General features: G+C 39.1%; 22 protein-coding genes. 18 read left to right on the forward strand and 4 right to left on the reverse strand.

Features of this window, described 5'->3' with window-relative positions:
- The coding region (locus CYJ36_RS23550; RefSeq protein WP_101565057.1) for a DUF7147 family protein at positions 1 to 258 on the reverse strand (258 nt) is incomplete at its 3' end.
- Positions 259 to 756: 498 nt separating this feature from the next.
- Between CYJ36_RS23550 and rsmD the strand changes: the two genes are divergently transcribed.
- Together rsmD and coaD are read left to right on the forward strand one after the other, a co-directional pair.
- On the forward strand, positions 757 to 1,326 hold the full coding sequence (gene rsmD, locus CYJ36_RS04125; RefSeq protein ID WP_101565059.1) for a 16S rRNA (guanine(966)-N(2))-methyltransferase RsmD: 570 nt from the start codon (positions 757 to 759) through the stop codon (positions 1,324 to 1,326).
- 3 nt (positions 1,327 to 1,329) lie between these two features.
- On the forward strand, positions 1,330 to 1,812 hold the full coding sequence (coaD, locus tag CYJ36_RS04130) for a pantetheine-phosphate adenylyltransferase (protein WP_101565061.1): 483 nt from the start codon (positions 1,330 to 1,332) through the stop codon (positions 1,810 to 1,812).
- Positions 1,813 to 1,881: 69 nt separating this feature from the next.
- Here coaD and ylbJ read toward each other — a convergent pair whose 3' ends face one another.
- Positions 1,882 to 3,048, reverse strand: a complete 1,167-nt coding sequence (gene ylbJ / locus CYJ36_RS04135; protein WP_374702780.1) for a sporulation integral membrane protein YlbJ — start codon at positions 3,046 to 3,048, stop codon at positions 1,882 to 1,884.
- Positions 3,049 to 3,267: 219 nt separating this feature from the next.
- On the opposite strand from ylbJ, the gene CYJ36_RS04140 reads away from it, so the two are divergent.
- Entirely contained in the window at positions 3,268 to 4,068 is an 801-nt protein-coding gene (locus CYJ36_RS04140; protein WP_374702769.1) for a patatin-like phospholipase family protein, read from the forward strand.
- Complete coding sequence (locus tag CYJ36_RS04145; RefSeq protein ID WP_101565065.1) at positions 4,058 to 5,077, forward strand: SepM family pheromone-processing serine protease; 1,020 nt, start codon at positions 4,058 to 4,060, stop codon at positions 5,075 to 5,077. The genes CYJ36_RS04140 and CYJ36_RS04145 overlap by 11 nt, the downstream gene beginning before the upstream one ends.
- Positions 5,078 to 5,197: 120 nt before the next feature.
- Here CYJ36_RS04145 and CYJ36_RS04150 read toward each other — a convergent pair whose 3' ends face one another.
- Entirely contained in the window at positions 5,198 to 6,427 is a 1,230-nt protein-coding gene (locus CYJ36_RS04150; protein WP_101565067.1) for a nucleotidyltransferase, read from the reverse strand.
- A gap of 228 nt (positions 6,428 to 6,655) precedes the next feature.
- Here CYJ36_RS04150 and CYJ36_RS04155 point away from each other — a divergent pair, with 228 nt between their 5' ends.
- The 4 genes from CYJ36_RS04155 to CYJ36_RS04170 all read left to right on the forward strand — a co-directional run bounded on the left by CYJ36_RS04155 (position 6,656) and on the right by CYJ36_RS04170 (position 9,188).
- Positions 6,656 to 7,177 carry a YceD family protein gene (locus CYJ36_RS04155; RefSeq protein ID WP_101565069.1) on the forward strand — a complete coding sequence of 174 codons (522 nt, stop codon included), beginning with the start codon at positions 6,656 to 6,658 and terminating at the stop codon, positions 7,175 to 7,177.
- Between the two features lie 76 nt (positions 7,178 to 7,253).
- Positions 7,254 to 7,427, forward strand: a complete 174-nt coding sequence (rpmF, locus tag CYJ36_RS04160) for a 50S ribosomal protein L32 (protein ID WP_029285043.1) — start codon at positions 7,254 to 7,256, stop codon at positions 7,425 to 7,427.
- A gap of 133 nt (positions 7,428 to 7,560) precedes the next feature.
- Positions 7,561 to 8,325, forward strand: a complete 765-nt coding sequence (locus CYJ36_RS04165; RefSeq protein ID WP_101565070.1) for an enoyl-CoA hydratase/isomerase family protein — start codon at positions 7,561 to 7,563, stop codon at positions 8,323 to 8,325.
- A gap of 251 nt (positions 8,326 to 8,576) precedes the next feature.
- Positions 8,577 to 9,188: an RsfA family transcriptional regulator gene (locus tag CYJ36_RS04170; protein ID WP_101565072.1), complete on the forward strand. Its 612-nt coding sequence runs from the start codon at positions 8,577 to 8,579 to the stop codon at positions 9,186 to 9,188.
- A gap of 37 nt (positions 9,189 to 9,225) precedes the next feature.
- Here the strand turns inward: CYJ36_RS04170 and CYJ36_RS04175 are convergent, their stop codons facing one another.
- Positions 9,226 to 9,705, reverse strand: a complete 480-nt coding sequence (locus CYJ36_RS04175; RefSeq protein ID WP_101565074.1) for an N-acetyltransferase — start codon at positions 9,703 to 9,705, stop codon at positions 9,226 to 9,228.
- A gap of 220 nt (positions 9,706 to 9,925) precedes the next feature.
- Here CYJ36_RS04175 and CYJ36_RS04180 point away from each other — a divergent pair, with 220 nt between their 5' ends.
- The 10 genes from CYJ36_RS04180 to CYJ36_RS04225 all read left to right on the forward strand — a co-directional run bounded on the left by CYJ36_RS04180 (position 9,926) and on the right by CYJ36_RS04225 (position 20,702).
- Positions 9,926 to 11,263, forward strand: a complete 1,338-nt coding sequence (locus CYJ36_RS04180; protein ID WP_101565076.1) for an acetyl-CoA carboxylase biotin carboxylase subunit — start codon at positions 9,926 to 9,928, stop codon at positions 11,261 to 11,263.
- An 81-nt stretch (positions 11,264 to 11,344) separates the two neighbouring features.
- A complete protein-coding gene (locus tag CYJ36_RS04185; RefSeq protein WP_101565078.1) occupies positions 11,345 to 11,560 on the forward strand; it encodes a biotin/lipoyl-containing protein in 216 nt (71 codons plus the stop codon).
- An 18-nt stretch (positions 11,561 to 11,578) separates the two neighbouring features.
- The gene (locus tag CYJ36_RS04190) at positions 11,579 to 13,120 is read left to right on the forward strand and encodes an acyl-CoA carboxylase subunit beta (protein ID WP_101565080.1); all 1,542 of its coding nucleotides are present in this window, start codon (positions 11,579 to 11,581) and stop codon (positions 13,118 to 13,120) included.
- Positions 13,121 to 13,534: 414 nt separating this feature from the next.
- The gene (locus CYJ36_RS04195) at positions 13,535 to 14,407 is read left to right on the forward strand and encodes a 2-dehydropantoate 2-reductase (RefSeq protein WP_101565082.1); all 873 of its coding nucleotides are present in this window, start codon (positions 13,535 to 13,537) and stop codon (positions 14,405 to 14,407) included.
- Positions 14,404 to 14,796 carry a DUF3397 family protein gene (locus tag CYJ36_RS04200; protein ID WP_101565084.1) on the forward strand — a complete coding sequence of 131 codons (393 nt, stop codon included), beginning with the start codon at positions 14,404 to 14,406 and terminating at the stop codon, positions 14,794 to 14,796. The genes CYJ36_RS04195 and CYJ36_RS04200 overlap by 4 nt, the downstream gene beginning before the upstream one ends.
- A gap of 88 nt (positions 14,797 to 14,884) precedes the next feature.
- Entirely contained in the window at positions 14,885 to 16,510 is a 1,626-nt protein-coding gene (bshC, locus tag CYJ36_RS04205) for a bacillithiol biosynthesis cysteine-adding enzyme BshC (protein WP_101565086.1), read from the forward strand.
- 123 nt (positions 16,511 to 16,633) lie between these two features.
- On the forward strand, positions 16,634 to 17,065 hold the full coding sequence (mraZ, locus tag CYJ36_RS04210) for a division/cell wall cluster transcriptional repressor MraZ (RefSeq protein ID WP_101565088.1): 432 nt from the start codon (positions 16,634 to 16,636) through the stop codon (positions 17,063 to 17,065).
- Positions 17,066 to 17,159: 94 nt separating this feature from the next.
- Positions 17,160 to 18,092 carry a 16S rRNA (cytosine(1402)-N(4))-methyltransferase RsmH gene (rsmH, locus tag CYJ36_RS04215; protein WP_101565090.1) on the forward strand — a complete coding sequence of 311 codons (933 nt, stop codon included), beginning with the start codon at positions 17,160 to 17,162 and terminating at the stop codon, positions 18,090 to 18,092.
- A 34-nt stretch (positions 18,093 to 18,126) separates the two neighbouring features.
- Positions 18,127 to 18,492: a cell division protein FtsL gene (gene ftsL / locus CYJ36_RS04220; RefSeq protein ID WP_101565092.1), complete on the forward strand. Its 366-nt coding sequence runs from the start codon at positions 18,127 to 18,129 to the stop codon at positions 18,490 to 18,492.
- Between the two features lie 2 nt (positions 18,493 to 18,494).
- Positions 18,495 to 20,702 carry a penicillin-binding protein gene (locus tag CYJ36_RS04225; protein WP_101565095.1) on the forward strand — a complete coding sequence of 736 codons (2,208 nt, stop codon included), beginning with the start codon at positions 18,495 to 18,497 and terminating at the stop codon, positions 20,700 to 20,702.
- Positions 20,703 to 20,741: the final 39 nt, after the last annotated feature.

The raw sequence follows: 20,741 nt of genomic DNA on the forward strand, positions 1-20,741 counted from the left end.
TTTATCCGCAAGCTCTTGAAATAATTCGCGGCGTTTGCTTGTCCCTGCTGTAATTCCTTCTAGGCATATGTATATGGCCTGGAATTGTCCAGGATCTGTTTGATTCATTGTTACGGCAAAAGAGGACATTTTTTTACCATTGATAGTTGTATTTAATACTAAAAATTTTGAGACCCGATGAGCGTTGGCCTGTGTTGTTTCAATTAATTCATAAAGGTCTGAATAGCCGGCTCCGAGTTCGATAAAGCGCTGAATCAAGCTGTTTTCCTCCTGTTCTTATGTTCTCATCATAATGTAACATGATTGATGCTTGTAAGAAAGATTTGAGACTTTATATTTTTTAAGAAAAAAAGAATATTCAAGCGTATAGTGTGAACTTTATTGGTGGATAATGAATAGTAACAACATCGAATCGAAGATGTTGTTGCCAACCGCGGAGAAGACTTACGTTTCCCCATAAGTTCTTCCTCCGGTTTCTCCTCTCCCTTTGCCTTCTTCCCATGAAAAGCTCGCTTTTTTTGGTATAGAAGGGCCCTGCAGGTTTCCTGCGGGGTTTTTTTTATCCAATCGTTTATCTGGTATTAACACGATTAATGTATCACTGTCATCAATTCCTATGATTAAGGCACAGCGTTTGCGCTTTTCCGTTTAAACTTATGACAAACTTCGGCTGTTTTATTGTCTCAGGGTACGCTCTATGTTACGATAATACAGGCTGAATTCAGCAGTAAAGACAAAAAAACAGTGGTGAAAAAGATGAGAGTAGTTTCAGGAAGCTGTAAGGGGCGTCCCTTAAAGGCTGTTCCGGGGATGTCAACACGCCCTACGACAGATAAAGTGAAAGAGTCGATATTTAATATTATCGGACCTTACTTTAACGGAGGACTTGCTGTCGATTTGTTTGGAGGCAGCGGAGGTCTTGGAATTGAAGCTTTAAGCAGGGGCATCGAAACATGCATTTTCGTAGATCGGGATGCTAAAGCTGTTGCAACCATACATAAAAATTTAGAAGCCTGCAGATTTACAGAACAGGCAGAGGTCTACCGCAATGATGCAGAAAGAGCTATAAAGGCAATCGCAAAAAGAGAGCTGTCGTTCAAGGTCATATTTTTGGATCCGCCGTACAAGGAACAAAAATTGAAAGCGCTTATCGAATTGATTGATTCTTTTCGTTTAGTGGAAGATGGGGGTATTATTGTTGCCGAGCATGATGCAGAGGTGACATTGCCTGAGCTCATTGGTTCGTTTAAGCTCAAGCGCTATGAATCATACGGCATCAGCGCAGTATCCATCTATATACATAAAGAACAAGGGATAGGGGAGTAAAATATGGCCAGCATTGCAGTCTGTCCAGGAAGCTTTGATCCTGTGACTTATGGACACTTGGATATTATCAAACGGGGTGCAAAAGTATTTGATAAAGTGTATGTTTGTGTATTAAATAATTCATCTAAAAATCCATTATTCAATGTTGACGAACGGTGTGAGCTTTTAAGGGAAGTGACTAAGGATTTGCCGAATGTAGTGGTTGAATCCTTTAAAGGACTTTTAATTGAGTATGCGAACAGCAAACAGGCTAGCACAATTTTAAGAGGCTTGCGTGCTGTTTCAGATTTTGAATATGAAATGCAAATCACATCGATGAACCGAGTACTGGATGACAATGTAGAAACGCTGTTTATGATGACAAATAATCAATATTCTTTTTTAAGCTCAAGCATTGTAAAAGAAGTTGCAAAATACCGCGGTGATATTTCTGAATTAGTTCCTAAACCAGTTGAACATGCGCTAAAACAGAAATTTAACCGATAAGAAAAGAGTGGCCTACATATGGATGCTGAACGCGTCCATATAGGTCACTCTTTTCACTTCTGAGAAATGTTATTTAAAAATGAACCTTCTACAGTAAATCATGATATAAATCAGTAATGACACAATTGTAAGGATTGGTCCAATCTGAGTAAGGAGATTCCAAAGCATTGCAAACCATGCAGGAGTATCCTGAATCAGAAAAACCGGAAGAACAGTAACATCAGAACGATCCAATTCAAGATAAAGAGGTTTCCACAGAATCCATGCAAAACATGCAGCATATACGCCCTGCAGCACTCTGGCAATAAAAAATGGCAGAAAGCGAATATCTGTTTCAGCAATGATGCTCGCAACCTGAGCTTGAATCGATAAGCCGCTGAAACCGAGTAAAAAACTTGTAATGATGGCTTTTTGGATCAAATCGGCATCAGCAGCGCTTGTCAGCTGGCTTCCAAGAGTCATTTCAAACAATCCGGATACAAGAGGAGGGCTTAATTCTGCAGAAAGATGAAAGGCTGCAAGCAATAATGCTAAGCAGGAAGCAAAATAATCCGTAATATATAATAGGGATAATAGTTTGTTAAAAACAGAAAATAAAATAATAAATCCTCCAACCATCAATAATGTTTGGATAGAGGATAATACGGCATCCCCCAGCATTTTTCCAATCGGTCTTGAATCATCAAGACGTGTCTGATGCATTTGGCGAAAAGCTTCTCTTATGGAAGGCATCCTATACGTGATTGTATTTTGATTTGTTTCATCTTTTCCGTAAAATCTCATGGTTAGACCTACTGCTAAATTTGCTGAATAATGGGCAGCGGCAAGAAGCAGTCCCAGTGCTTGATCATGAAAAAAACCAATGGCAACCGCACCAAAAATAAACAATGGATTTGAAGAGTTTGTAAAGGACACAAGTCTTTCTGCTTCTAGAGCGGTTAGCTGGTTTTTTTTTCGCATCTCGGCCGTCAGCTTTGCGCCAGCCGGAGATCCGGACGCCCATCCCATGGCCCAGACAAACCCTCCTACTCCAGGGACTTTAAAAATAGGCCTCATAACAGGTTCTAAAAGGACCCCGATAAAACGTACAATTCCAAAACCAATCAGCAAATGGGAAAGAATAAAAAAGGGCAATAAAGATGGGAATACAACACCCCACCAAAGATCAAGCCCGGTTTTAGATGCTGCAAACGAGACCTTAGGGTTCACAATCATTGCGAATGCGAGAATCACCATTAAAATCCCCAGCAATATTGTTTTAAGTTTTGCAGCATTCAAGCAGATGTCCCCCTCTTGCTTCTTTCTATACTTTTGAAAGCGAGTAATGATAAAATATATTCAATCTTGATTGATAAGGTTGTACAATCTTTGATAGTTCAATATACGAGAATAGGTGACCATTTTAGACCATAGAATTGACTAACGGAAGAATTGACATATGAGGAGGGTATCTCTTTGAAAAGGGAACCTAAAATTGGTCTTGCATTAGGATCGGGTGGCGCAAGAGGATTTGCTCATCTCGGAGTTCTTAAAATATTGAGCGAAGAGGGTATAGAAATCAGCATGATCGCCGGAAGCAGCATGGGTGCATTGGTCGGCAGCTTTTATGCGACTGGTCTCGGCTTTGATCATTTATATAAATTAGCTACATTATTCAAGCGTAAATATTACCTTGATTTTACAGTGCCTAAAATGGGATTTATTGCAGGTAACAGAGTCAAGGAATTTATTAAAGTATTTACAAGAGGAAAGCATATTGAAGACCTGGATATTCCATTATCAATTGTTGCGACAGATTTATATGAAGGGAAAAAGGTTATTTTTACAAAAGGTTCAGTGGCAGATGCTGTTCGTGCAAGCATTGCCATTCCAGGAATTTTTGTACCGGAAAAAATTGATGGCAAGCTGCTGATTGACGGAGGAGTCGTTGACAGAATTCCGGTTTCAGTTGTAAAAGAGATGGGAGCTGATCTTGTCATTGCAGTTGATGTGTCTCATGTGAAAAAAACTGATGAGATAACGTCAATCTTTGATGTCATCTTACAGAGTCTTGATATTATGCAGGATGAGCTTGTCCACCACAGGAAAATCGCCTCAGATATTATGATCCGTCCACATGTAGAGCAATACAGTTCCCGTGCATTTAAAAACATAAAAGAAATCATTGAGATTGGTGAAAATGAAGCAAAAAAGCATGTAAAAGAAATTAAAGAGCTGATTGAGAGTTGGAAGGGGTCACAGCAAGATGAAGAATAACAAATTAGTGCGATCCATATTAATAGGGGTGATCTTAGCTGCTGTTTTAAATTTTATTAAGCTCCCTTATTATGTAACAAAGCCAGGCATGGCGACAGAGCTTGAACCTATTATTGAGGTTGAGGGCGGATACGATGACGAAGGAAGCTTCTCCCTAACGACAGTCGGTTTTGGAAGAGCAAATATCTTCTCCTATATTTTTGCGAATGTGCTCCCATATCATGAACTTCTTCCTTTGGAGGACGTCGTTCAAGAAGGCGAATCAGACGATGAATACTTAAGCAGACAAATGCATATGATGGAGTCCTCACAGGAATCAGCTGTATCTTTGGCATATGAAAAAGCAGGAAAAACAGTTGATTATAAATTCCATGGCATATACGTCATGCATGTTGTACAAGGTATGCCGTCTGAAGGAAAGCTTAAAAACGAAGACCGAATCTTTAAAGTTGATGGAAAAGAATTTAAAACGGCTGAAGAATTTATTGCTTACGTAGGGAAAAAGAAAAAGGGCGAAACCATTTCCGTTACATATGACCGAAACGGCAAAGAGAATAAAACTGAAATTACAGTTGAGCAGTTTCCGGACAACAAAAACAAAGTCGGGATCGGCATATCCCTTATAACAGACAGAGAATTGATTGTTGACCCTGAAATCAAACTTGATACAAGCAACATTGGCGGGCCTTCAGCTGGGCTGATGATGACACTTGAGATTTATAACCAGCTGACAAAAGAAGATTATACAAAGGGATATACCATTGCTGGAACAGGAACAATCGATGAAAAGGGAACAGTCGGACCAATCGGCGGGATTTCACAAAAAATTGTAGCTGCAGATAAATCGGGTGCTGAAATTTTCTTAGCTCCAAATCAGAACGGAATCGAAACATCAAATTATCAAGAAGCAGTAAAAACAGCAAAAGATATAGGCACAAAAATGAAAATCGTCCCTATTGATACGTTTGATGAAGCGATTGATTACCTGAATAAACTGGAAGAAAAATAACAGGAGCGGCTCCTGAAAAGAAGCCGCTCTTTTTATTGGAATTCTTTAACTTTGACTCTTTTCTAAAAATAGTTGAATTTTAATCCTATTTGAAATACATGAATTAACAACAATCCTTTTTTATAGAAATCCTTTTTCTTTTTCATTATATTGAATGGGCTTTGTCCCAAACTCACTCAGCATAAATTCCGAGCGCAGCGGTTCTGTCAGAATCATGGCATATGTATTTGCTGCTTTAATGTCTAGGTCAAGCAATGGATGTTTATGGGCAGACAACGTTGAAACGATTGGCTTATTCAAAGTCTTTTTTATACTGCTCAAGTAAGCTCGACCTTTTGCAGACATGCCAAGTAGCCGTAAATACGGTGCTGTTTCCGTCTGCAGAAGCATTTGTTTTTTTGTCGTTCTCGTTAATATATGAAGGCATAGTCGCTGCAGCCTTGTCCATGTATACCTCTTTGTTTTAAGCTGCTCCATAAATTCTTTAAAAGATGCGGCCTGCATGATGTATGATTTAAGCCGATATTCAAGTCCTTCTTCCATTTCGTAAATCAAATTAAGCTCTTCATGTGTCATCGTGCAAATCGCGTATTTTAGATATCCGAAATAATCCTCCCATTGATGAAATGTAGCATATTTACGTCTATATTCCATCAATTCATCCCAAGTTGTCTCAGGAACAAATGAATGAACCTCCGTATTATCCTCTGAAAAGATTGCCTTTCTGATACTTGTAGCACTAGCAATCGGAGTATCGTTAAATTCTTCATCATGGTAGTTTGCAGCTGTGCGTTTAATGGTAAGAGGGAGGATGTCAGCACCTTGCTTCAGAATGGATGTAACATATTGAAATCCAAGGATGTTATTTGGCATGGAAAGATCGAGTGTAAAATCTTCAGTCTGCAAGGTTTGAAATGCTTTCGTTTGTGCGGCAGGATAGCTCATTCCCTGCTTCATATTATCTTTTATTGCTTTCTGATATTCTGTATGGTGTTCTGAAAGCAGGTTTGCAGTATCAATGAATGGAGCAAGCTCACCGTTCTCACTGCCGAAGCAGACATAGCTGCATTTTAATTCCTCCAATATTGAAATGGCGCCGTTTGCAAATGATTCAGCTTTTTGAGTTGCAAATGCATACGGCAATTCTATGACTAGATCGATTCCTTGCTGCAGCGCCATCTTCGTACGGCTCCATTTAGACACAAGTGCAGGCTCACCTCGCTGCAAAAAATGGCCGCTCATGACAGCGATGACCACCTCAGACTGTGATTTTTCTTTAGAAGCTTCAAGATGATAGAAATGGCCATTATGAAACGGATTGTATTCAACAATTAATCCAAGTGCTTTCACTAATGTACCTCCTGACCGATTAATTTTTGTTTACCTAGCTAAATGATGGATTGTATGCCCCTCGAAGTCAAGTTCACATTTCGTTTTGCGCGCTCTTTTCCGCAAAAAAGATCAGGAAAGTTTTGCATTAAAACAATATTCATGTATACTAAACACTGTAAAGAAAAAATATTGACAAATATTATTGCGAAAGCTATAATTACCTTTGTTGCCTTGAGGTGATACCATATGAAATGGTCTACTTATCAACTGAACCAACTGCAAAATAAGGGACTTGTAATTGATGAAACGGTCCAATTAACGGATATGAAAGGCGCTCTTTCTGAAATACGTGAAATCTCACCTGTTTCAGTTAAAGGCAGAGCTGATCTAAGCTCTTCTAAAGCAACTTTTCATTTGACGCTGACTGGAACGATGATTCTCCCTTGCGCAAGAACGTTAGTGGATGTTCCATTTCCGTTCGAAATTCATACAACTGAAACGTTTTTATTAAAACCAAATGCAGACTTCGAGATGGAAGAAGAAATCCATCACGTACAAGAAGATATCGTTGATTTAATACCTGTTATTAAAGAAAACATACTTTTGGAAGTACCAATGCAGGTTTTTAGCGATTCTGTTGAAGGAAATGATCAGGCTGCCCCTCAAGAGGGAAAAGATTGGAAAGTTATCTCTGAAGAAGATAATAAAAACAAAATTGACCCGAGGCTTGCTGGCTTATCGAAATTTTTCGATGATCAAGACAGCTAATGCTATTGTTTAGCACTTATATATAGGCTGTTTTAACACAAATGCTTTAATGAAACTCTGTAAGGAGGTGGGAATAATGGCTGTACCTTTTAGAAGAACTTCTAAAACAAGAAAAAGACTACGTCGTACACACTTCAAATTGCAAGTGCCTGGTATGGTAGCATGCCCAAACTGTGGTGAAGTAAAATTAGCTCACCGTGTATGTAAAGAATGTGGAACATACAAAGGAAAAGAAGTTGTTAGCAAATAATAGCTTCATTTAAAACGCAGGGATCTTTGATCCCTGCGTTTTTTCGTATTTTTTAAATCTATTCGGCTGGTGCACGTTCCTTCCTTTCTGTAAAATAGAGATAATTCAATTAGAGGTAGAGGTGGACCGGCACATGGGGAAAGTATTGGTTAATGAACAAAACGGGATTCTTGAAATAAAAATCAACCGGCCTGAACGAAGAAATGCAGTTGATTTTGATGTTATGAATGATTTAGAGGCCATACTTGATGAGGCAGAACGAAATGAAAAACTATTGGCGGCGACAATAACAGGCAGCGGAGATAAGGCATTTTGTGCAGGAGGAGATCTATCAGTCTTCGGAAACCTTACAACAAGGCAAGAAGCGTTTTATATGCTTTCGAAGATGGGGAATCTTCTGTATAGATTCATGACTCTTCACATACCTACATATGCAATTATTAATGGAACAGCTGTAGGAGGCGGAATGGAAATTGCAGCGTCCGCTGACTTCAGATTAGTGAAAGAAGATGCAGCTCTCGGATTTATTCAAGGAAACCAGGCCATTACAACAGGGTGGGGAGGGAGCACGATGCTCTTTGAAAAAATGCAGCATGATGCAGCTTTATATATGCTGACAAGCGGTAAAAAAATGACTGCTGCAAAAGCAAAAGAGCTTAGATTTGCTTCAAAAGTATTTCATACTGACGCGTTTGATGAGCGTGCAGCAGAATACATAAGACAATCACTCATTCCATATCCGGAAGTAGTAAGGGCGTACAAAGAAATAAAAGTAAATAAGTGGATAGAATCTGGGTTGAAAAAACGTATGGAAGAAGAGATTTCCAAATGTTCAGAGCTGTGGATAAGCGAAGCCCATCTTCAGGCGGTTCACCAATTCTTTCAAAAAAGACACTAAAAAAGGCTGTTTTTGCATAAAGACTAATTCTCGTAATTCCTAATGATTTCGTCCTTTTTTTCTAATAAATGCAATTATAATAAACCATTAAACCATGGCTTAAAATAATATTTAAAATGGAAGATCATCAATGTGTTTGAAAAAAGCGTAAAAAATAGCTTGTAAGCGTGTGTCTTAAGTCATGTTCAGTAGTCTATCTATTCTAGCATGTGCATATGTATGTAAAAAATGCTTATTAGGGGGAATAGAAAGTGACGACTACACGTCAGGATGCATGGACACTAGATGAAGATTTAATGCTTGCGGAAGTTGTGCTTCGGCATATTCGGGATGGAGGAACCCAGCTTGCTGCCTTTGAAGAAGTAGGACAAAAGCTATCAAGAACAGCAGCTGCCTGCGGTTTTCGCTGGAACTCTTATGTAAGAAAACAGTATAAATCAGCCATTGAGATGGCAAAATCCCAGCGGAAGAAAGTTCGAAAACAAGAAACGGAAGCTGATGCTGTGATGTCCGAGTCGATGCCTATTAATGAGACACTTACGCAAGGATTGAACACCATCACATTTAATGAAGTCATTTCATTTTTAAAAAGCTATGAAAACTCAGCCAATGAAACAGATTTAAAGAACGAAAATGAAAAATTGACGATCAGGATTGGCCAGCTTGAGCAGCATATTGAAAAATTGCAAAGTGAAAAGGAAACGCTGCACAGGAATTTGCAGATTGTAGAAGAAGACTATATGGCTCTGATTGAAATGATGGAGCGAGCAAGAAAAATGATTGTTCTGAGAAATGATGAGCCGGGACGGAAAGCCAATTTTCAAATGAACCATAACAGCCACCTGGAAAAAATAGAAAAATAAAAGAATGACCGCATTATTATTGCGGTCATTCTTTTATTTACGCAGTCTCAGTCTTCTGTTCAGAAACACCTTCAGGATACCAGACTAGCGGATTTTCACCTTTGTCGCGATCCATATCATACGTCACCGCTTCAAACCCCATTCTTGACCAGAATTCATTAGATTTCACTCTTGGGTTCGTTTTGATAGGCAAGCCGTATGACTTTGCATACTCTACTAATGCTGTGCCATAGCCTTTGCGCTTATAGTCAGGAAGCACTTCAAGCTTCCATAATTCAAGATAATCCTGTTTTGGATTGAAATATTCATCAAATTTCTTATCAACGCGATAGAGACTCATTCGTGCTACCAGTTTTTCACCGAAATAAATTCCGTAAAAAGGTGAGTTGCTGTCGTTCTCAATGATGTTATCCTGAAGATCATCAAGCATAGACAGTTCTTGAAGTCCGTACTCTTTAAATTTTTTAAATTCCTCAAGCGTTTTATAATTTATAAGCAATTTTTCTGCCTTAAACATTGGTTCTCCCCCTTGCAGCCTTTTGATCCATAGTCAATCTTTCAAGTTTAGGATAAGAAAGCGAAATCTTACTAACATTTTTAAACTTAAGTTTATTATACCATGATGATAAAATTAGAAAAGAGTTTAGTGAGCGTTTTCATTTTAAAGAAGGAAAATAAAGATTTATGCAGAAATGTATTTGGTGGGGATAATCTTTTACAACTTGGGAGGGGAGAAATTGAAGAAAATTCTAATTGCAAATCGAGGGGAAATTGCCCTTCGCATCATAAAAACCTGCAAACAAATGGGGATTGAAACTGTTGCCATTTATTCTGATGCCGATTTTAATCTGCCTTTCGTCAAAGAAGCGGATTATGCATTCAGGATTGGAGAAGCGCCTGTTGTGAAATCCTATCTGTTAAAAGATGAGATTTTAAAGATTGCCATTGAGCAAAAAGCTGATGCCATTCACCCAGGCTATGGCTTTTTATCTGAGAACACAGATTTCGCTAAAGCAGTTGAAGAAAATGGGATTGCATTTATTGGACCAAAGGCTGAAACTATGGCTTTGATGGGCGATAAAGTAGCAGCCAGAAAAACGATGAAAGAAGCAGGTGTCCCTGTAGTGCCAGGAAGTGTGACAGGACTTGAAACGGCAGAGGAAGCTTGTTCGTTTGCTGCAGAAGTCGGTTACCCTGTCATGCTGAAAGCAAGCGGAGGCGGAGGCGGCATCGGAATGCATAGGTGTGATGATGAAGCTGCACTCATGAAGTTCTTTGCATCAACTAAAACGAGAGCAAAAACCTATTTCGGAAACGATGAAGTTTTTATAGAGAAATTCATAGCTGATGCAAGACACATTGAAATACAGCTGTTTGGTGATCAGCATGGCAATATTGTTCATATGTATGAACGTGACTGCTCTGTGCAGCGAAGAAATCAAAAAGTAGTTGAAGAATCACCATCACCACTTCTATCAGAGGAAACTAGAACCAAGATGTGTGAAGCTGCAATAGATGCTGCCAAATATGTAGGATACATAAATGCTGGAACAATTGAATTTATTGTGGATGATCAGGAACGCTTTTATTTCCTTGAAATGAATACGAGACTGCAGGTGGAACATCGCGTAACAGAAGGTGTGACAGGGCTTGATCTGGTTAAACTCCAAATTCTTGCTGCTGCGGGAGAACCTCTTCCGTTTAGTCAAAGGGAAATTAACAAGCAGGGTCACTCGATTCAATTCCGTCTCTACGCTGAAGATCCAGTTAAGTTCATTCCGTCACCAGGTTTAATTAAAGCGTTTACATTTGAAGAGACAGATGGAGTTATCGTAGATTGTGCGTATGAAGAAGGAAATACTGTTACGCCTTTTTATGATCCGCTGGTCGCAAAAATCATTGTTAATGGAGAAAATCGCCAAAAAACGATTGAAAAGGCAAATGAGTTTTTAAACAAGGTGAAAATCGAGGGGATCAAAACCAACCTTCCTCTCTTTATAGCGATTTTGCAAAATGATGAATTCAACCAAGGAACTTACTGCACTTCTTTTTTACAAAAGGTTTTTATTGCGTAGATTTTCTTATATCGTAAACGCTCTTTTTTCATTGAAAAATGGTTTTTAAATTCATAACATCAAGAATGGAGGATTTTTAACATGATCGAAATCAAAGCAAGTATGGCAGGAACGGTATTGAATGTATTAGTAGCAGCAGGGGACGAAGTTACGGCTGGACAAGATGTGATCATGCTAGAATCGATGAAAATGGAAATTCCTGTAGACAGTCCTCTGAATGGGGTCGTTCAGGAGATTAAAGCTGAAGCAGGGGATTTTGTAAACGAAGGCGATATCCTAATGATCTTAACAACGTAATAAAGGGGGACATTTCGAATGATAAAAACGGAAGAACTGGAAAGAATCCTAAAGGAAAAAACAGCTGAAATCGAAGCTGGCGGACATTTGAAATACCATGAAAAACTGCAGCAGCAGGGTAAACTTTTTGTCAGAGATAGATTAAGCAGACTTTTTGATAATGGCCAATACAAAGAAGATGGGAAATTTGCGAACAATCAGGCAGGAGATCTCCCCTCTGACGGTGTCGTGACGGCTATAGGGAAAATAAACAATCAAACGGTATGTGCCATGGCGAATGATTCTACAATTAAAGCAGGGTCATGGGGAGCAAGAACGGTCGAAAAAATAATCCGGATTCAGGAAACGGCCGAAAAGATGAAAGTGCCATTGTTATATTTAGTAGATTCTGCAGGAGCCAGAATTACGGACCAGATTGATATGTTTCCAAATCGGCGCGGAGCAGGGAAAATTTTCTATAACCAAGTTAAATTATCAGGAATGATTCCGCAAATCTGTCTTTTGTTTGGACCGTCAGCAGCAGGCGGTGCTTATATTCCGGCATTTTGTGACATAGTCATTATGGTTGAAGGCAATGCTTCGATGTATTTAGGCTCTCCCCGCATGGCTGAGAAGGTTATTGGAGAAAAGGTAACACTTGAAGAAATGGGCGGGGCGAGAATGCATTGCTCTGTAAGCGGATGCGGAGATGTGCTTGTAAAAACGGAAGAGGAAGCGATTTTAGAAGCTAGAAGATATTTAACCTATTTCCCTGAAAACTATCAGCATACAACGAAAACGATTGATTCTGTTGCTCCAAAACCAGGCAGAAAATTGTCTGAGATTGTTCCTGAAAATCAAAATGCTCCTTTCGATATGTATGAGTGCATTGATTCTTTAATCGACGAAGGAAGCTTTTTTGAGATCAAACGTCTATTCGCACCAGAAATTATTACCGGTTTCGCCAGAATGGATGGCAAGGTTGTCGCAATTATTGCGAATCAGCCGCGAGTCAAGGGTGGAGTCCTATTTGTAGATTCAGCTGATAAGTCAGCGAAATTCATGCAGCTTGCAGATGCTTTTCATATTCCGCTGCTGTTTCTGGCTGATGTGCCAGGATTTATGATTGGCACGAAAGTCGAGAGAGCAGGAATCATCCGTCATGGTGCTAAAATGATTGCGTCCATGAGTTCGGCAACCGTTCCAAAAATTTCGGTTATTGTCAGAAAAGCGTATGGTGCAGGCTTATACGCAATGGCAGGTCCAGCCTTTGAAACAGATTGCGTCATCGCTCTTCCGACAGCACAAATAGCTGTAATGGGTCCGGAAGCTGCAGTGAATGCCATTTATTCTAACAAAATCAACGAGATTGAAGATCCAAAAGAAAGAATGAAATTTGTGCTGGAAAAACAGCAGGAGTATAAGGAAAATATCGATATTTATAAACTTGCCTCAGAAATGATTGTAGACCATATCGTTTCTGCAGATGAGTTGAGAGAAGAATTAATTTCACGTTTTTCCTTATACGAAACAAAGCATCTGCCATTTGGTGAACGAAAGCATCCTGTTTATCCTGTATAAAAATTTCCTTAAAAGCCAACGATTTTGTTGGCTTTTAACGTATTGTGAAAATGAAAACCCTAGGCTAGGCCCAGGGTTCCAAAAGCTTTCAGCATGATATTAAGAAAACTCATACGAGGTGCTAAAAATATTTTTGGTTCGACAACAAATATCTTTAAAATCCCAGCCGATTTTGTGCCCGGAACGCGGAAAAAGCGAAACCCAGGTACCTAATAGAGCGGAATGATGCCCTTGAATTGGGAAAAGGTGAAACCCAGGTACCCAATAGTGCGGAATGGTGCCCTTGAATCGGGAAAAGGTGAAACCAGTTACCAATGATTTTTAGTAATTACCTTCACCAATAATATTAAAATGGGAAATACTTCTTATTTTTGATATGATAGGAGAACTAAGGGAATACGGCGGGGTGTACATATGGAGATTGGAATTATTGGATCGGGCGCAATTGGCATGTTATGTGGAGCTTATTTATCTATAGAACATGCTGTTACACTTTATACGAGACGTGAGGAACAAGCAGATCAAATCAATAAGAATGGAATCAGCTTATGGAAGAATGAACATCTTGCCCTCAAAATGAACCCTCGGGCAACAGCGGAAGCAACCTACAAAGAACCTCTCCTGATCGTCACTGTTAAGCACTATCAGCTTCCAGGCATTATCAATAAATTAAAAGAGCTGTCACCGAGAATGATTGTTTTTCTTCAAAATGGGATGGGCCATTTAAACTTGCTCCAAACACTCACTTCTCATCATGTATTTGTAGGGGCCGTAGAGCATGGAGCTCTTAAAATCAATGACCATGGCGTTCATCATACAGGAATAGGCTGTATAAAAATCAGTTCATTTCGTAATGAAAATGAGGTTCTGCCTATCTTGCATCCTCAAATTGATGATTTTCCATTTGAGTATAACGAAGATTGGAAGTCAATGCTTTCCAAAAAGCTTTTAGTAAATGCATGCATCAATCCTTTGACTGCTGTCTTGCGTGTGCCAAACGGGGAACTGGCAGCAAATCAATCCTATAAAAAGATGGCTGAAGCGGTATTCAAAGAGGCATCTAAAGTGCTCCAGCTGCAAAATGAGGAGTCTGAATGGGAAAATATACTGCAAATTTGCAGAAATACAGCAGTCAATCGTTCTTCTATGCTGAAAGACGTTGAAGAAGGCAGGAAAACGGAGATTGAAGGAATCGTGGGTTACTTGATTAATCATGCAATAAAAGAAAGGAAGGAGGTTCCTATCCTGGAATTCTTATATCATGCCATCAGGGGAATGGAAGGATGAACGTGTCAGTATATATCGCTCAGATGATTGCATTAACGGTATCCTTGCCGTTACTGTGTTTTTTTGTATTATTTCTTGTCTTGGCCGTCATGATGAATGACAGAAAAAGAGCACTGCTGATGGCTGCTGATGCAGCTGTTCTTTTCTTTGCTATTTCCATTTATTTTAAGCTTCTTGCAATATTTGACTCTCCTTTTTACAGCAGTCTATTTATTATTTGTTTTTTCATAATGTTTGCGGGCTTACTTATCCTTATCCGCACGCAATCTGCTATTTCTGCTTCTAAAGCATTCAAGAAATGCTGGCGTTTTTCATTTTTGGTGCTGCTCCCCCTCTCAACGTTTTTAACCATATATGGAATCTTAACAGGTATATTGGAAAATCTGTAAGAATCTAAGCAAACTTTTTTTATTTTCAATGCAATAAATGCTATACTCTTCTCGGAAGCTTACATAACCCGGAAAGGAAGTTACACAAATGGAGATTACTGAACTCTCCCTTCGCCACACGAATCGCCTTGTTGATGATTTAGCAAATTCAAGGTTAAATACGGTGGATTACTTTGATTATGAGATCAGCAAAGAGGACGTTTATGAAAAAAGAATAAACGATTTAAAAAATAGAACATTTGCAAGAGAGAAACTGTCTGAATACCTTTTAAACTACCATCACAGGTATTTCCCTGAAAAGGCTGAGGTGATTGAAAATATTGAGCGTCTCAAACATCCGGAAAGTTTGGTGGTTGTGGGCGGACAGCAAGCCGGGTTGCTGACAGGACCTTTATATACCATTCATAAAATCATCTCGATTTTAGTTCTTTCTAAACAGCAGGAAAAGAAGTTAGCGGTTCCTGTTGTCCCGATCTTCTGGGTTGCAGGAGAAGATCATGATTTTGCGGAAATTAATCACTTGTTTATCTGTCAAAATAAGATGATCAGAAAGAAAGCGATCCACAACAAACAAACAGAAAGAATACCTGTTTTTCACAAAGAACTAGATAAGGAAGAATGCTGGAAATGGGTCTCGGGTATTTTTGAATCATTTGGGGAAACAGATTTTACGAACCAATTAATGAGCAGTGTCAAACTTGCTTTGGATTCCTCTCGGACATACACTCAATTTTTCGAAAAGCTTACATATGAAATGTTCTCGGATTACGGTTTGGTAATTATGAATTCTGCTGATCCTGAGCTAAGAAAGCTGGAATCGCCTTTCTTTCAGCAGTTAATTAGACAAAATGAAGAGATTTCACAAAATCTGGCATCTCAGCAGCATTTTATGAAATCAAACGGATATGAGCCAATTCTTGAAACGGACGATAAAAGTGCAAACCTTTTTTATCATAAAAAAAGTGGCGACCGATTCTTGCTTCACCGGACCGATGAGAAAATGTATTTAGCCGATGGCAAGAACATATCAGAAGATGAATTAAGACACCTTGCTGAGCAACATCCTGAGAAACTGAGCAATAATGTTGTTACAAGACCTCTCATGCAAGAATACTTATTGCCTACGCTTGCATTTATTGCTGGTCCAGGAGAGATTACTTATTGGGCAGAACTGAAGAAAGTATTTCAAACAATCGGTTTTAAAATGCCCCCAGTTGTACCGCGGCTCAATATTACGCTGCTGGAGAGGTCAATTGAGACGGACTTATCAGATGTAGATCTTACGATTGAAAACGTGTTTGTAAAAGGAGTCCAGCAAGCACGTGAAGAGTGGATTTCAATGAAGGAGCCAGTCGACTTTGAGTCACAGCTTGAGAAGTCAAAACATGAAGTTGAACAAATTCATCGTTCATTAAGATCTGCAGCTCTTGCAATTGATTCAAGCATCGAGCCTTTTTTGAAAAAAAACGTCTATTTTATTCAATCTCAGTTAGATTTATTAGGTTCTCATATCGACAAGAAGATTCAACAAAAACATCGTGTGGAAATGGATAAATTCACAAGAATCGAGAATTCTCTTAATCCAAATGGCGGTTTTCAGGAGAGAACGTGGAATATTTACTATTATTTAAATAAGTATGGACCAAATTTTTTAAGTGAAATCGTGCAGCTTCGCTATTCTTTTAACGATAAACATAAAATTGTCAAAATATAAATAACGATTTTCTGAAATCCTGTGGAATACAGGGTTTTTTTTTATGAAACAAACGTGTAGAATAGGAAGTGGGGAGAAGTGGGGGGAAGTGGTGACTGAGAGGAAGAAAGTGGGGCGACGAACATGTTCATGGGTGAATACCATCATACGATTGATGCAAAAGGCCGCATGATCGTTCCTGCTAAATTCCGGGAAGGACTCGGAGAAACTTTCGTTATCACAAGAGGATTGGATCAATGTTTGTTCGGTTATCCAATGAGCGAATGGAAATTGATAGAAGAAAAGCTTAAAGCTCTCCCATTAACAAAGAAAGACGCACGTGCATTCACCAGGTTCTTCTTTTCAGGAGCTGTTGAATGCGAGCTTGACAAGCAAGGCCGCATCAATTTAGCTTCACCGCTTTTGCAGTATGCAAAGCTTGAGAAAGAATGTGTTGTTATCGGAGTATCAAATCGGATCGAGTTATGGGATAAGGCAATTTGGGATACATATGTGACTGAACAGGAAGATTCATTTGCCGAAATTGCTGAAAATATGATTGGTTTTGATATATAATGGTCTCTTGTGCAAACAATGAGTAATAAGACATTCCAAAATCATGTTTTCTAAAACCAAAAACAATTCGAATCTGATAAAGGTGGTAACAGCAATGTTTCAACATAAAACAGTATTATTGCGCGAAACAGTAGATGGATTAAATCTTAAAGAAGATGGTGTATATGTAGACTGTACTCTTGGTGGAGCAGGACACAGTTCTTATCTTTTATCGCAGCTCTCCAAGCAAGGTCATCTGTATGCGTTCGATCAGGATGATGCAGCACTTGCACATGCGAAAGAATTGCTTTCTGAATATGAGGGACAGGTTACATTTATTAAAAGCAATTTCAGGTACTTAAAAGAAGAACTTGAAGCAATTGGCGTAACAGAGGTTGATGGCATTTTATTTGACCTGGGAGTTTCATCACCGCAATTAGATACACCTGAAAGAGGCTTCAGTTATCATCACGATGCACCTCTTGATATGAGAATGGATCAGAATGCCAGCGTTTCAGCTTTCGATGTTGTGAATCATTGGACATATGAAGAACTGGTCAAAATATTTTTCCGCTACGGTGAAGAAAAATTCTCAAAGCAAGTAGCACGAAAAATTGAAGCAGCACGAGAGAAACAGCCGATTCAAACAACAGGGGAATTGGTGGAATTAATTAAAGATGCGATTCCTGCACCAGCAAGAAGAAAAGGCGGACATCCAGCCAAAAGAATTTTTCAGGCGATCCGAATTGCGGTAAATGATGAACTAAAAGTATTTGAAGAAGCAATTGAACAAGCAGTTGAAATGATTAAACCCGGCGGCAGAGTGAGTGTCATTACGTTTCATTCATTAGAGGACAGAATCTGCAAGACCGCATTTAAGCAAGCTGCTGCATTGCCTGAGCTTCCTCCTAATTTACCGGTTATACCGGATGAATTTAAACCTAAAGTAAAACTGATTACAAGAAAGCCAATTGTTCCTACAGAAGAAGAACTTGAAGAGAACAATCGCGCACGATCTGCTAAATTAAGAATCCTAGAAAAACTATAATAGAATACGAAAATAATTAGAGGGGGTTGTGAAAATGAGCAATTTGGCAGTAAAAATCCAACAGCAGCGGCAAGAGCAGCATAAGCAAATGCCAGAGCAGCAGCAATCGGTTGTCATCACTAGAAGACCGACCATAACAGTAGGAGAAAAGGTTATGATTGTCGCATTTCTATCTCTTCTCTTATTTGCAGCAGTGCAAATTGTTTCTAACAGTGTAACGCTGTATCAATCAAACATTGAAATTCAAAAGATTGAAACGAAAATCCAGGATCAGCAAAAGATTAATTCTGATCTAACTGTTCAAGTAAAAGAATTAAGCACATACGAGCGCATTTGGGCAAAAGCAAAAGAACTTGGTTTAACACTTAATCAAAATAATGTGAAAGTTGTTAACGAATAGTTATGATGCAGCCGAAAAATATCAATATGAACAGAGGAGCAGCGATATTAACTTTAATATTTGCATTGCTCTTTTTTGTCTTAATCATTAGATTTCTCTATTTACAGACAACAGGTGTTGTAAATGGAGAGATACTGGCAGCCCGTGCGGAAGAACAATACGAACGTAAACGGAATATTGAAGCAAACCGCGGTTCTATTTTGGACAGAAGAGGAGAAGTGATCGCACAAGATACCTCGACCTATACACTAGTTGCGGTACTTGATGATAGTATGACAACCAATCCAAAAAAACCTAAGCATGTTGTAGAGCCGGAGGAAACGGCAGAAAAGCTTGCTCCCTTGCTTGATATGGAAGAAAGCGAAGTTGAAAAGATCTTAACGAAAGAAGCTTTTCAAGTGGAGTTTGGTCCTGCTGGACGAAATATCAGCCATTCTTTAAAAGTGAAAATTGAAAAACTGAAGTTGCCGGGCATTGCTTTTTCAAGAGATACACACAGATACTATCCTAATGGAACGTTTGCATCCCACATTATCGGTTATGCTCAACGAGACGAAGAGTCCCAAAATACAGTCGGGATGTTCGGAATCGAAAAGAGCTTGGATAAATATCTTCATGAAAAAGATGGATATAAAGTGATTGAAGCCGATAAACAAGGGTTTAAACTGCCAAATGGAGAAGAGAAAATCGTTGCTCCGGAGAATGGCAACAATGTTTATTTGACGATCGATCAAAAAGTGCAAACATTCCTTGAAGATGCAATGAATGAAGCAGCAAAAGAATATGAACCGGAGAAGATTATCGGGATCGTAGCAGATCCGAAAACAGGGAAAATTTTGGCGATGGGACAGCGGCCAAGCTTTGATCCTAATGTCCGCGACATTAACAATTATTATAATGATGCAGTGGCATATCCGTTTGAGCCTGGATCAACAATGAAAATATTCACCTTGGCTGCAGCGGTTGAAGAAGGAGTTTTTAATCCTAATGAAACGTACCAGTCTGGAGCTTATAAGGTTGCTGGCGGCAAAATCAGTGATCATAACAAAACTGGCTGGGGAACCATCTCATTCTTAGAAGGTGTTCAGCGTTCTTCTAACGTGGCAATGGCAATTCTTGCAAAAGAAAAGCTGGGTCCTGACCGTTTAATGCAGTACATGGGCAAGTTCGGATTAAATGAAAAAACAGGAATTGATCTCCCGAATGAAGCGAATGGGAAATTTAACTATAAGTACGACATTGAAAAAGTAACCACTGCTTTTGGACAAGGATCAACAGTAACTCCGATTCAGCAAGTACAGGCAGCGACAGCCATTGCCAATGGCGGCAAAATGATGAAGCCGTATATCATTGATAAGATTGTAGATGTCGATTCTGATAAAGTAGTGAAACAAAATAAACCAGAAGTGGCCGGTACGCCAATTTCTGAAAAAACGTCCAAAGAAGTACTCGACATTTTAGAAACAGTTGTCAGTTCTGAAAAAGGAACAGGCAAGCCGTACCAGATTGAAGGATATGAAGTGGCAGGAAAAACAGGAACTGCACAAATGTCTGGCGAAGATGGGAAATATTTAAAAGGAAGAAATAATTATATCTTCTCATTCATGGGCATGGCACCAAAAGAAGACCCAGAGCTTCTTGTTTATGTTGCCGTTCAGCAGCCAAAGCTAAAAGATACAGAAACAGGCTCAATGCCAGTATCATCTGTTTTTAATACAGTTATGAAAAACAGTCTCCAGTATTTAAAAATCCAGCCTTCTGAGGAAGAAAGCGAGCAGCCGAAGAAAACAGAAACAGAAGTTGGTGCTGAAATTCCATCATTTACAGGTGAAAATGTATCGTCTGCTAAGAAGATACTTGAATCCAATAAAATTCAGACGATCATTTTAGGATCAGGAAACGAAATCACTGACCAGTATCCTGAAGCAGGTACAAAGATGATCGCAAATGAACGGGTGTTTCTAAAAACTGATGGAAAAGCAAGCATGCCGGACATGACAGGATGGTCATCAAGGGATGTAATGAAGCTTGCAAACTTCCTTGACCTTAAATTGAAAATATCAGGAAATGGATATGCTGTTTCCCAAAATATACCGAAAAATCAGACTGTGCAAAAGAATGATGTTCTAAATGTGAAACTTCAAAGTCCAGAACACCAGAGCGAAAATGAGGAAGAACAAACTGAAAGTGAAGAAGAAGAAATGAGATAGCACATGCTTGATCAACACTGTTGATCAAGCTTTCTTTTT

The organism is Bacillus sp. UMB0893, from assembly GCF_002858905.1.
In the GTDB taxonomy this organism is placed as follows: Bacteria; Bacillota; Bacilli; order Bacillales; family Bacillaceae; genus Bacillus_P.